Raw genomic sequence first — 12,763 nt, 5'->3', positions numbered from 1 at the left:
TCATGCCTCAGAAACACCCGGAACTTCTCGCACCAGCCGGCTCGCTGGCCATGCTCGACACCGCCTTCGCGTTTGGCGCCGACGCCATTTACGCCGGCCAGCCACGTTACTCCCTGCGCGTGCGCAACAACGACTTCGGCGACCTGCCGGTCCTCGCCGACGGCATCCAGCGCGCCCGCACGCTCGGCAAGCGCTTTTACGTGGTCGCCAACATCTATCCCCACGGGGCCAAGATCAAGACCTTCATCAAGGACATCGCACCGGTCATCGCCCTCAAGCCCGACGCCCTGATCATGTCGGACCCAGGCCTGATCCTGATGGTCCGTGAGAATTTCCCGGACATGCCAGTCCACCTGTCCGTGCAGGCCAACACCGTTAATGCAGCCGCCGTGCGTTTCTGGAAGATGGCCGGCATCTTGCGGGTGATCCTGTCCCGCGAGCTGTCCCTGGACGAGATTGCGAGCATCCGCCAGGACTGCCCCGACACCGAACTCGAAGTCTTCATCCACGGCGCGCTGTGCATCGCCTATTCCGGGCGCTGCCTGCTGTCGGGCTACTTCAACCATCGGGATCCCAACCAGGGCAGCTGCACCAACTCCTGCCGCTGGGATTTCAAGACCCACGAAGCCAAGAGCTGCGGCACTGGCGATGTACATCTGCTGGAAGAGCCCCACAAGCGTCCCGGAGAGTACATGCCCATCGAAGAGGACGAACACGGCACCTACATCCTGAACTCCAAGGACTTGCGCGCCATCGAGCACGTCCAGCGCCTCACCGAGATCGGCATCGACTCCTTCAAGATCGAAGGCCGCACAAAAAGCCCCTACTACGTCGCGCGCACCTGCCAGGCCTACCGCCAGGCCATTGACGACGCCGTCGCCGGCCGCGGCCTCGACCCGGTCTTGCTTGGCCAGCTCGAAGGACTTGCCAACCGGGGTTACACCGACGGTTTCTACCAGCGCCACACGCCTCACGAAACCCAGAACTACCTGCGTGGCCACTCGGAATCGAACCGCAGCCTCTACGTCGGCGACGTCGTCGGCTACGACCACGAGCGAGGCCTGGCCGAGATCGCGTCCAAGAATGCATTCTCCGTCGGCGACCGCCTGGAGCTGATCCATCCGAACGGCAATCGGGAAGTCGGCGTCACCCGCTTGCTCACTGCCGACGGCACCGAGATCCAGCGCGTGCCGGGCAGCGACCACCGGGCATGGCTACCGCTCCCGCCGGACAGTATCGGCGCCTTTGTCGCCCGCTTCCTGTAAGCCCGCGGCAATCTTGCACAAGACACTGAAATAGTTCAGAATGGTCGGCTTCCGGGTGGCCAAATTCACCACCCACGTACTACACAAAGGACCCGCGATGAAAGCCGATACCCATCCTAACTACACCGAAGTGCAAGTGACCTGCTCCTGCGGCCACGTCTTCATGACCCGTTCCACCATGGGCAAGCCCCAATACCACGTGGAAGTCTGCTCCGCCTGCCATCCGTTCTACACTGGCAAGCAGAAGATCGTTGACACCGCTGGCCGTGTCGAGCGCTTCCGTCAGAAATACGGTTCCGTTCAGCGCCTGGGCTAATTACCGCGTTTTATCGGTAACTCCCGAAAAAAGGCAGCTGCGGCTGCCTTTTTTTATTGCCTGCAACAAAACCGATCTGCCTGCCTCCCATGTCCGACGCCAGCTCACGCTTTTCCCTGCCAACCCCACTGCAAGGATGGTCGTTGCTCGCTCTCCTTGCCATTTACCTGCTGGTTGGCACGACAGGACACCTGCCCTGGCGAGGTGACGATCTCACGCACCTCGGCCCCATCCACGCCATCCTGAGCCGCGGCAATTGGCTCCTGCCGGAGATCGCCGGCGAGATCTACCGGGAAAATCCGCCGCTGTACTACTGGCTTGGCGCAGGGCTCGCCAAAGTGTTTGGCGGGATACTTCCGGTCCATGATGCGGCACGGCTCGCCAGCAGCGTATTCACGGCAGCCACCTTGTACTGGACGGGCCTCGCCGCCCGCCGCATGTACGGCCCCAACAGTTTCGCCCCCGCCATCCTGCTTGGACTCGGAGCCCTTGGACTCGTCGTGCACGCCCACGAGACCCAGCCCATCCTGGCCCAACTCGCCGGCATGGCCCTGTGCTACGCAGGCCTGGCCGAACAGACCGAGCGTCCCTGGCGTGCCGCACTCCAGATGGGAGCCGGTAGTGGCATCGCCTTCCTTGCAGGCGGCCTATCCGGCCTTGTACTCACGACGCCGCTGATTCTCCTCGGCCCAGCCCTCTGCCCTTCCCATCGATGCCGCAATGGCATTCTGAGCACGCTGCTGAGCCTCGGAATCACGGCGACAATCGCGGGTATCTGGCTGGGCGCCGTTGCCATCAACCATCCGACTGAAATTCCCCTCTGGTGGCATGACGAATATGCCAGCATCCGCCCCCATCTGGCCAACCTGACCGCTTTCAACAAACTGATCCAGTTACTCGGCTGGTTCTCCTGGCCCCTGTGGCCAATCGCCGGATGGGCTGTGTGGCGCAACCGCCAACAGTTGCGACTGGGCAGCCCGCAATTGACGCTGCCAATACTGGCAAGCATCCTGGCAATCCTGTTCACGGCACTGACCGGCAGCATTCGCCCAGCCAACATGCTGCCCATTCTGCCGCCGCTGTGCCTGTTGGCTGCACTTGGCGTAGAGAGCCTCCGGCGCGGCGCGGCCAATGCGTTCGACTGGTTTGGCGTCATGACCTTCAGCTTCTTCGGCCTGCTGGTATGGCTGGGATGGAGCGCTCTGCACTTTGGCTGGCCCCCGGGGCTGGCGCGTCAGGTGGCGCGGATTGCACCCGACTTCCCGGAGGAGTCCATCATCGGCGGCGCTGCGGTTGGCTTCATTCTGAGCGCAGCCCTGCTTGCCCTGCCGATTGTGACCCGTCGCGGCCCGATGCGCGGCGCGACCAATTGGGCGCTGGGACTGACACTACTCTGGTGCCTGGCCGTGACTCTCTGGCAACCGTGGTTCGCTTACACCAAGAACTATCAGCCCGTGGCGAGCGAACTCGCCAAGGCGCTTGATGGACGCAGCTACAACTGCATCAAGCGCGCCGGCATCGGGGACACTCAACGGGCAGCCCTGGACTACTTCTCGGGTATCCGGACGGTCTCTTACCGAAGCCAGGAACAGTGCGATCTGCTGCTCACCTACGCTACGGCAAACAGCTCGCCGAACATCACCAAGGATGAGTGGAACCCCATCTGGCAACGCCGCCTAGGAGGCGGACGAAAGACGGAGATCTTCAAGCTCTACCAACGTAACTGAAGCCTGCGGCGTGACTCGTGCCGCGCGCGTCACGCCAATCCTGCAAACGACGAGACACTCACCTGGCAGCAAAAAGACAGGGAGCGGGACCAGCACAGCCGCCGTTGTCCGCCGAAACGGCGCAAGCAACGCAACAAAGGGCTAACCTTCTAGGAATTACTTCGAGGGAGGCGTCTGAACGAAGATCTCGTCCGACTTGGTCAAACCCAATTCAAAGCGGGCACGCTCTTCCACCGCCTCATAACCGGACTTCAGATCGCGCACTTCGGCCTCAAGGCCGGTATTGCGCTGCTCCAGCTTGCGATTACCCTCTCGTTGGGCGGCAAGCTGTTGCTCGACCTCCCAGACACGCAGCCAGCCGCCCTTGCCGATCCACAAGGGATACTGCAGGACAACTACCAGAAGAGCGAGAACAATGGCTGGCCAGCGCATGGGAGACAAGCCCGGCTGCGTTGCACAGCCGGGCAAGAGAAGTATGATTAACGGGAACGCAGGTTGTAGAACGCAGAGAGGCCCGGGTAGAAGGCGGTTTCGCCGAGATCTTCCTCAATGCGCAGCAGCTGGTTGTACTTGGAGATACGATCGGAACGGGACAGCGAACCGGTCTTGATCTGCATCGCATTGAGGCCAACAGCGATATCGGCGATCGTGGAGTCCTCGGTTTCACCGGAACGGTGGGAGATCACCGCGGTGTAGCCGGCGCGCTTGGCCATTTCGACAGCAGCGAAGGTCTCGGTCAGAGTGCCGATCTGGTTGATCTTGATGAGGATCGAGTTGGCGATACCCTTGTCGATGCCTTCCTTCAGGATGCGGGTGTTGGTGACGAAGAGGTCGTCGCCGACGATCTGAACACGCTTGCCCAGACGATCGGTGAGGGTCTTCCAGCCAGCCCAGTCACCTTCGGCCATGCCATCTTCAATGGAGATGATCGGGAACTTGTCAGCCAGTGTGGCGAGGTAATCGGTGAAGCCTTCGGCGCTGAGGGACAAACCTTCACCCACGAGCTCGTACTTGCCGTTCTTGTAGAACTCGGAAGCGGCACAGTCGAGAGCCAGCACGATGTCGCGGCCCGGCTCGTAGCCGGCGTTGGACGTGGCTTCGAGGATCAGGTTGAGGGCTTCTTCGGTACCGGAGACGTTGGGGGCGAAACCACCTTCGTCGCCCACGGTGGTCGGGTAGCCCTTCTTGTCGGTGATCTTCTTCAGGTGGTGAAAGATCTCCGCGCCGGCACGCAGGGCTTCGCGGAAGCTCTTGGCGCCAACCGGCATGATCATGCACTCCTGGATGTCCAGGGAATTGTTGGCGTGAGCGCCGCCGTTGATGACGTTCATCATCGGCACCGGCAGGGACATGCCACCGGAACCGCCGAAGTAGCGGTACAGGGGGAGGCCAGCCTCTTCGGCAGCAGCCTTGGCCACAGCCATGGAGACAGCCAGCAATGCATTGGCGCCCAGACGGGATTTGTTGTCGGTGCCGTCGAGGTCGATCAGGGTCTTGTCGATGAAAGCCTGCTCTTCAGCATCGAGGCCGATGAGCGCTTCGGAGATTTCCGTGTTGACGTTTTCGACCGCCTGCAGCACGCCCTTGCCCAGATAGCGACCGGCATCACCATCGCGCAGCTCGATCGCTTCGCGGGAACCGGTGGAGGCGCCGGACGGGACAGCCGCACGCCCCAGCACGCCGGATTCCAGCAGCACATCGGCTTCTACGGTGGGATTGCCGCGGGAATCGAGAACCTCACGGGCAATGACATCAACAATGGCGCTCATTAACTTCCTCTCTTATTTACTTTGAATTACTGAATTGAAACCGGTGGCAATGATACCGTCCCGAGCCGGAAAACCGGAAATGACAAAGCAATAATTGCGCTATCAGGTGCGCAACTCCTCGAAGCCCTGCCCCTTGACGAGCGCGTCGATGCCCTTCAGCGTCGCCAGCAACGCCTTCATCTTGGGCAGCGGCCAGGCATTTGGGCCATCGGAAAACGCCTTGGCGGGGTCAGGATGCGTTTCCATGAAAAGCCCAGAGATACCAACCGCCACCGCCGCCCGCGCCAGCACCGGCACGAACTCCCGCTGTCCGCCGGAGACGGTACCCTGCCCGCCGGGCAGTTGCACGGAATGGGTTGCGTCGAACACCACCGGGCAACCCGTCTCGCGCATGATCGCCAGCGAGCGCATGTCGGACACAAGGTTGTTGTAACCGAAGGACGCACCGCGTTCACAGACCATGATGGTGTCTGCCCCGCCGTTGGCCTCACGCGCCTTATCGACGACGTTCTTCATGTCGCCGGGCGCCAGAAACTGGCCCTTCTTGATGTTCACCGGCTTGCCCGACGCCGCCACTGCATGAATGAAATCCGTCTGGCGGCACAGGAAGGCCGGCGTCTGCAGCACATCGACGGCGGCAGCCACGTCGGCAACCTCATGCTCGGCATGCACGTCGGTAAGCACGGGCACGCCGACCTTCTCGCGGACTTCGGCCAGGATCGCCAGCCCCTTCTCCATCCCCAGCCCCCGATACGACTTGCCGGAACTGCGATTGGCCTTGTCGTAGCTGGACTTGTAGATGAAGGGGATCGCCAATTCGGTACAGATCTCCTTCAACTGGGCTGCCGTTTCCAGCGCCATCTCGCGGGACTCGATGACGCACGGTCCGGCGATCAGGAAGAAGGGTTTGTCGAGACCGACATCGAAGCCGCAGAGTTTCATGGGGCGTCCTTTCAGGCAGCGCGCTGATGAGCCAGCGCAGCCTTCACGAAGGCGGTGAACAGCGGGTGGCCGTTACGCGGGTTGGAGGTGAACTCCGGATGGAACTGACAGCCGACGAACCACGGATGCACGTCGGACGGCAATTCGATCATCTCGCACAGATCGGTGCCCGGCGCACGGCCGGCAACGCGCAGGCCCTGCTCTTCGAGCTTGGCGAGCAGCGTGTTGTTGACTTCGTAGCGATGACGGTGGCGCTCGGTGACATCGGCGTTGCCGTAGATCTCGCGGGCCAGGGAGCCTTCGGCGAGATTACAGACCTGGCCGCCCAGGCGCATGGTGCCGCCGAGATCGGAATCCTCACCGCGCTTCTCCACCTTGCCGGACGCGTCCAGCCATTCGGTGATCAGGCCGATGACCGGGTAATCGGTGTGTTTGTCGAACTCCGTACTGTGGGCGCCGTTCATGCCGGCCACGTCACGGGCGAACTCGACGACCGCCAGCTGCATGCCGAGACAGATACCCAAATAGGGAACCTTGTTCTCGCGGGCATAGCGGATCGCCGCGATCTTGCCTTCGGTACCGCGCCGGCCAAAACCGCCCGGCACGAGGATGGCGTCCATGCTCTTGAGCACGCCACAGCCGTCCTTCTCGATGTCTTCGGAGTCGATGTAGTGGATGTTCACCTTGCTGAGGGTGTGCATCCCCGCATGGTTGAGCGCCTCGATCAGCGACTTGTAGGACTCGGTCAGGTCCACATACTTGCCGACGAAGGCGATGTCGATACTGTGCTGCGGGTTCTTCAACGCGTGGACAAGGCGCTCCCACACCGACAAATCCGCCGCGCGGGCCAGGATACCCAGCTTGTGGCAGACGATCTCGTCGAGCATCTGGTCGTGCAGCATGCCCGGAATGCTGTAGATGGAATCCGCATCGAGGCACTCGATGACCGCTTCCGGCATCACGTTGCAGAACAACGCGATCTTGCGGCGCTCGTCGGCCGGCACCGAACGGTCGGCGCGGCACAGCAGGATGTCGGGCTGGATGCCGATTTCACGCAATTCCTTGACGGAGTGCTGGGTCGGCTTGGTCTTCAACTCGCCGGCCGTCGGAATATAGGGCAGCAGCGTGAGATGGATGAAACAGGTGCCCTGGCGGCCTTCCTCGATGCCCATCTGGCGGATGGCTTCGAGGAACGGCAGGGATTCGATGTCGCCGACGGTGCCGCCCACTTCGACGATCGCCACGTCGGCACCTTCGGCGCCGCGCTTGACGTAGGTCTTGATCTCGTCAGTGATGTGAGGAATGACCTGTACGGTCTTGCCGAGATATTCGCCGCGCCGCTCCTTCTTGATCACCGCCTCGTAGATCTGGCCGGTCGTGAAGTTGTTGCGCTTGCTCATCTTGGCGCTGGTGAAGCGCTCGTAGTGGCCCAGATCCAGGTCGGTTTCGGCGCCGTCTTCGGTCACGAAGACTTCACCGTGCTGGAAGGGGCTCATCGTGCCCGGGTCAACGTTGATGTAGGGGTCAAGCTTGAGGTGTGTAACCTTGATGCCCCGGGACTCGAGAATTGCCCCGAGAGAGGCGGCGGCGATGCCTTTGCCCAGAGAGGACACGACACCACCGGTAACAAAGACGTATTTGGTCATGACACGGGGGGACTACTGGAAAGGGGAATGATAGCCGATCAGGCCCCTTCTCTTCAATCGGTACCACCGCTCCACCCCCGGAAACAGGGGGCGCAAAGCCGTCCGGCACCCCCTTTTTTTGCCCTGATTTCGCCCCAGCCGCCCCTCAGTTATCCCGGATGAAATCCTGGTTGATTTCCCGGAACTGGGCCGTCGCGCTCCGCTTCAGCCATTCGAAAGCCACCATTTCCCGGCTCACGATCTCCACCCCATGAGCGCGCATGCGCGCCAGCGCCAGTTCCTTGTCGGCCGGCTTGCGGGACCCCACAGCGTCAGCCACGACGAAGACCTCCTTGCCCTGCCAGCGCAGCTCAAGCACCGTCTGCAGGACACAGACATGGGCCTCCGTGCCGATGACGATCACCTGGCGCCGCGCCTCGACCTCCGTCCCGGCGAGACAGCAATCCGAGACGCACGAGAAATGGGTCTTGTCAACGCAATGCGCCCCGTCCAGCACCGCCTTCAAGGGCGCCGCCGTCGGCCCAAGACCCGCCGGATATTGCTCGGAAACCACCACAGGCACCCGCAGGCGATGCGCCACACCCGCCAGCCAGATGCAGTTGGCGAGAACGGCTTCGCCGTCGTGGATCGCCGGGAGCAGCCGCTCCTGCACGTCCACGACCAGCAGGACCGATTTGTCCGCAGTCATCAGCATGGCATTCCCCTCAGGACTGCAGTTCCGGACGGTTCCGGAACTGCTCCAGCGCCGCCGGATTGGCCAGGGCTTCGACGTTCTTCACCGGCCGGTCATGCACCACCGCCCGCACGGCCAGTTCGACGATCTTGCCGCTCTTGGTGCGCGGAATGTCATCGACCCGCACGACCCTGGCCGGCACGTGACGCGGCGTGGTGTTGTCACGGATCGTGCGGCGGATGCGGTCGATCAGTCCGTCGTCCAGCTCCAGCCCTTCCCTCAGCTTGACGAAGAGCACCACCCGCACGTCGGTCGGGCTCTGCGGCGGCCAGTCCTGGCCGATCACCAGCGCCTCGACCACCTCGTCGAGCTTTTCAACCTGGCGATAGATCTCCGCCGTGCCTATACGCACTCCCCCCGGATTGAGGGTGGCATCGGAACGCCCATAGATGACCAAGCCGTCATGAGCGGTGATCTCGGAATAGTCCCCGTGGCACCACACGTTGTCGAAACGCTCGAAGTACGCCGCCTTGTACTTGCTGCCATCCCGATCATTCCAGAAACCGATGGGCATCACCGGGAAGGGGCGTACGCACACCAGCTCGCCCTTTTCAGCGCGCACCGGACGACCGCCATCGTCGAACACGTCCACGGCCATCCCGAGACCCTTGCACTGGATCTCTCCCGGCCACACGGGCAACGCCGGATTGCCGAGAACGAAGCAGGAAACGATGTCCGTTCCGCCCGAGATGGAGGACAGACACAGGTCCGCCTTGATGTCCCGATACACGTACTCGAAGCCCTCTGGTACCAGCGGACTCCCCGTCGAGAACATTGCCCGCAAGTGGCTCAGATCATGGGTTTCCCGGGGCTTGAGGCCGGCCTTGGCAATCCCGTCGATGAACTTCGCCGACGTACCGAAATGGGTCATCCTTTCGGCCTGGGCATAGTCGAAGAGAATCGAGCCGTTACCGAGCATCGGCGAACCGTCATACAGCAGCAGGGTTGCGCCGGACGCCAGCCCCGACACCAGCCAGTTCCACATCATCCAGCCGCAGGTGGTGAAGTAGAACAGCCGGTCGCCGGGTTTCACATCACCATGCAGGCGGTGCTCCTTGATGTGTTGCAACAGCACACCACCGGCACAATGGACGATGCACTTGGGCACGCCGGTCGTGCCCGAGGAATACATGATGAACAGCGGATGGGCAAAGGGCAGCCGTGCAAAAGGGATCTCGGTCACCGCCTGGAATGGCTTGACGTAATCGGGCAGCAGGCGGGCATGGGGCACGTGACTCAGGTCATGCCTGGCATGCACATAGGGCACCACCACCACCCGCTTCACCGACGGCAGACCGGCGGCGATCTCCGCCAGGCGATCCAGACAGTCCACCACCTTCCCGTTGTAGTAGTAGCCATCGACGGCAATCAGCACCTTGGGCTCGATCTGGCCAAAACGGTCCAGCACGCCCTGCACGCCAAAATCCGGCGATGCCGACGAGAAGATTGCTCCGATGCTCGCCGCGGCCAGCATGGCCACCAGGGTTTCCGGCAGATTGGGCATCCATGCCGCGACACGATCCCCTTCAACCACCCCCATTTCCCGCAGCGCCGCCGCGAAACGGGCCACCTGGCGATACAGATCGGCGTGGGTCAGGCGGTTCTTGACCTTGTCTTCGCCCCAGAACACCAGCGCATCGCTCTCGTCGCGGCTACGCAGCAGGTTCTCGGCAAAATTTAGACGCGCCTCGGGAAACCAGTGCGCACCGGGCATCCGCGCACCATCCTCCAGCACCACCGTGCCCTTCTCACCGCGCAACTCGCCAAGCTCCCAGATGGAAGTCCAGAACTCTTCGGGCTCGTCGATCGACCAGGCGTGCAAAGCGGCGTAATCGGGGAGTATTCGCCCCCAGCTCTGCTCAGCGGTTTTTGCAAAAACGGTAATGTTGGCGGCGGCAACCCGCGCCGCATCCGGCGCCCACAGCGGGCGATCAGCCGACGTATAGCTCATGATGTCTCTCCTCGTTTTTCTTATACAGGCCGGATCTGCGCCCAGCCCATCGCGGAACATGCCCGGTTTAGCTTACCTTGGCGCGGAGTGCATCAGGGATCGGCACCGACTTGCCGGTGCGCGGATCCATCCACACCACCTTGGCGGCGCCCTCCGCATACTGCCGGTCCTCGCCCTCGACATATAATTCGTACCAGGTCATCACACTACTCCGGCCCGGCTCGCCAGCGTAGAGGCGCACGACGACCGTCGCCGGATAATTCACCGGCGCCAGGAAGGTACAACTGGCATTGATGATGACGGCGCCGGCCTCGGCCTCCGGGCTTACCACGTAGCCTTCGCCCTCCAGCCATTCGACCCGGGCCTGCTCGAAATAGCGGAAATAGACAGTGTTGTTCACATGGCCGTAGTAATCCATATCACCCCAGCGCACCGGGATTCGGGTCGTCAGCAACAGCTTGCGCGAAGGGGCTTCTGCGGGGATGTCGGTACTCATGGCTCTTCTGTCTCCGGTTGATTGATTATGGGGCTCTCGTGATCCGGGCAGCCAAACAAGCGGCTCGCCGAAATCAGCAGGGGCAATGTAACATACGGCACCGTATGCTTCGAAAGCCCCGTATTTGCCCATTCCGGGATTGCCCGGTGTCCGGCGGGCGGGTTACGCTTCGCGGTTTGCGGTTACATACCACAACAAATCAAATCGAACGGCTCTCAGGAGGAGGCAGCAATGGAACGCGATTCCATGGAATTCGACGTCCTGATCGTAGGCGGCGGCCCGGCGGGCTTGTCGGCGGCGATCAGGCTCAAGCAACTGGCCGCTGAAAAGGGCCAGGACTTTTCGGTGTGCCTGATCGAGAAGGCCGCCGAGATCGGCGCGCACATTCTGTCCGGCGCCGTCATCGATCCGCGCGCCCTCAACGAACTCTTCCCCGACTGGAAGGCGATGGGCGCGCCGCTCAACACGCCGGTCTCGGAAGACCGGGTGATCTTCCTATCGGAAACCGGCGGACGCCAGATTCCCAATGGTCTGCTGCCGGACGCCTTCCACAACGACGGCAACTACATCGTGCGCCTGGGCAACCTGGCCAAGTGGCTCGGCGAGCAGGCCGAGGCGCTGGGCGTCGAGGTCTATCCGGGCTTTGCCGGCGCCGAGCTATTGTTCGACGACCAGGGCGCGGTGGCCGGCGTCATCACCGGCGACATGGGCGTGCTCAAGGACGGCAACCAGGGCCCGAACTTTCAGCCCGGCATGGAGCTGCGCGCCAAGTACACCTTCTTCGCCGAAGGCTGCCGCGGTCATCTAGGCAAGCAGCTCGAAGCCAAGTACGCGCTGCGCAACGGCGTCGATCCGCAGACCTACGGCATCGGCCTCAAGGAGCTGTGGGAGATCCCCGCCGGCCAGCACGTGCCGGGCCTCGTCGTGCATACGGCCGGCTGGCCGATGGATACCGCCACCTACGGCGGCGGCTTCTGCTACCACCTGGAAGGCAACCTGGTGTCGGTCGGCTACGTGGTCGGCCTCAACTACACCAATCCGTATCTGTCGCCCTTCGAGGAGTTCCAGCGCTACAAGACGCACCCGGAAATCCGCCAGTTCCTCGAAGGCGGCAAGCGTCTCGCCTACGGCGCGCGGGCGATTGCCGCCGGTGGCCTGCAGAGCCAGCCGAAGCTGGTCTTCCCGGGCGGCGCACTGATCGGCGACGACGCCGGCTTCCTCAACGCGGCGCGCATCAAGGGCAGCCATGCGGCGATGAAGTCCGGCATGCTGGCCGCCGAAGCCGCCTTCGAGGCCCTCGTTGCCGGCCGCGCCCAGGACGCACTGAGCGCCTTCCCGGAAAGCTTCAAGGCCAGCTGGCTGCACGCCGAGCTGCACAAGACCCGCAACTTCAAGCCCTACATGAAGAAGGGCCTGTGGCTCGGCTCCTTCCTGTTCGGCGCCGAGCAGAAGCTCTTCGGCGGCAACGTGCCCTGGACGCTGCACAACCACGCCGACCACACGACGCTGCGCCCGGCCGCCGAGTGCCAGCCGATCGCCTACCCGAAACCGGACGGCAAGCTCACCTTCGACCGCCTCTCGTCGGTGTTCCTGTCCAACACCAACCACGAGGAAGATGAGCCCTGCCACCTGCAGCTGAAGGACGCCGCGGTGCCGATCTCCATCAACCTGGCCAAGTACGACGCCCCCGAGCAGCGTTACTGCCCGGCCGGTGTGTATGAGATCGTACGCAGTGAAGAGGGCGACAACCCGCGCCTGCAGATCAACGCCCAGAACTGCATCCACTGCAAGACCTGCGACATCAAGGACCCCACCCAGAACATCAACTGGGTCGTGCCGCAAGGCGGCGAAGGGCCCATCTATCAGGGAATGTAAGCCTCAAGCGACGCCTTCGCGACAAGCCAAAACGGCCAGTGCA

At 62.6% G+C, this 12,763-nt stretch carries 11 protein-coding genes; 4 read left to right on the top strand and 7 right to left on the bottom strand.

Annotated features, from left to right (window positions below; translation table 11 throughout):
• Positions 1–2 precede the first annotated feature (2 nt).
• The 3 genes from AC1PQG_RS09405 (at position 3) to AC1PQG_RS09395 (ending at position 3,308) form a co-directional block, all read left to right on the top strand.
• Complete coding sequence (locus tag AC1PQG_RS09405; RefSeq protein WP_481122304.1) at positions 3–1,265, top strand: peptidase U32 family protein; 1,263 nt, start codon at positions 3–5, stop codon at positions 1,263–1,265.
• A 97-nt stretch (positions 1,266–1,362) separates the two neighbouring features.
• Positions 1,363–1,581, top strand: coding sequence for a 50S ribosomal protein L31 (rpmE, locus tag AC1PQG_RS09400; RefSeq protein WP_481114558.1), 219 nt, complete (start codon positions 1,363–1,365; stop codon positions 1,579–1,581).
• An 89-nt stretch (positions 1,582–1,670) separates the two neighbouring features.
• Positions 1,671–3,308, top strand: coding sequence for an ArnT family glycosyltransferase (locus AC1PQG_RS09395; protein ID WP_481122303.1), 1,638 nt, complete (start codon positions 1,671–1,673; stop codon positions 3,306–3,308).
• A gap of 156 nt (positions 3,309–3,464) precedes the next feature.
• Here the strand turns inward: AC1PQG_RS09395 and ftsB are convergent, their stop codons facing one another.
• From ftsB to AC1PQG_RS09360, 7 genes are all read right to left on the bottom strand, one after another.
• A complete protein-coding gene (gene ftsB, locus AC1PQG_RS09390) occupies positions 3,465–3,740 on the bottom strand; it encodes a cell division protein FtsB (protein WP_481122302.1) in 276 nt (91 codons plus the stop codon).
• A 47-nt stretch (positions 3,741–3,787) separates the two neighbouring features.
• Complete coding sequence (eno, locus tag AC1PQG_RS09385; RefSeq protein ID WP_481122301.1) at positions 3,788–5,077, bottom strand: phosphopyruvate hydratase; 1,290 nt, start codon at positions 5,075–5,077, stop codon at positions 3,788–3,790.
• Positions 5,078–5,179: 102 nt separating this feature from the next.
• Positions 5,180–6,019 (bottom strand): 3-deoxy-8-phosphooctulonate synthase, encoded by an 840-nt coding sequence (gene kdsA / locus AC1PQG_RS09380; protein WP_481122300.1) that lies wholly within the window; start codon positions 6,017–6,019, stop codon positions 5,180–5,182.
• A gap of 11 nt (positions 6,020–6,030) precedes the next feature.
• On the bottom strand, positions 6,031–7,665 hold the full coding sequence (locus AC1PQG_RS09375) for a CTP synthase (RefSeq protein ID WP_481122299.1): 1,635 nt from the start codon (positions 7,663–7,665) through the stop codon (positions 6,031–6,033).
• Positions 7,666–7,810: 145 nt separating this feature from the next.
• Complete coding sequence (locus AC1PQG_RS09370; protein WP_481122298.1) at positions 7,811–8,359, bottom strand: hydrolase; 549 nt, start codon at positions 8,357–8,359, stop codon at positions 7,811–7,813.
• Between the two features lie 10 nt (positions 8,360–8,369).
• Positions 8,370–10,349 (bottom strand): acetoacetate--CoA ligase, encoded by a 1,980-nt coding sequence (locus AC1PQG_RS09365; RefSeq protein ID WP_481122297.1) that lies wholly within the window; start codon positions 10,347–10,349, stop codon positions 8,370–8,372.
• A gap of 67 nt (positions 10,350–10,416) precedes the next feature.
• Positions 10,417–10,845 carry an acyl-CoA thioesterase gene (locus AC1PQG_RS09360; RefSeq protein ID WP_481122296.1) on the bottom strand — a complete coding sequence of 143 codons (429 nt, stop codon included), beginning with the start codon at positions 10,843–10,845 and terminating at the stop codon, positions 10,417–10,419.
• Positions 10,846–11,076: 231 nt separating this feature from the next.
• On the opposite strand from AC1PQG_RS09360, the gene AC1PQG_RS09355 reads away from it, so the two are divergent.
• Positions 11,077–12,720 carry an electron transfer flavoprotein-ubiquinone oxidoreductase gene (locus AC1PQG_RS09355; RefSeq protein ID WP_481122295.1) on the top strand — a complete coding sequence of 548 codons (1,644 nt, stop codon included), beginning with the start codon at positions 11,077–11,079 and terminating at the stop codon, positions 12,718–12,720.
• The last annotated feature ends 43 nt before the right edge of the window (positions 12,721–12,763 follow it).

Source organism: Zoogloea sp. GDB6 (assembly GCF_056724105.1).
The sequence above is the reverse complement of the archived record's forward strand: the minus strand, read 5'-3'. Positions and strand labels throughout refer to the sequence as shown.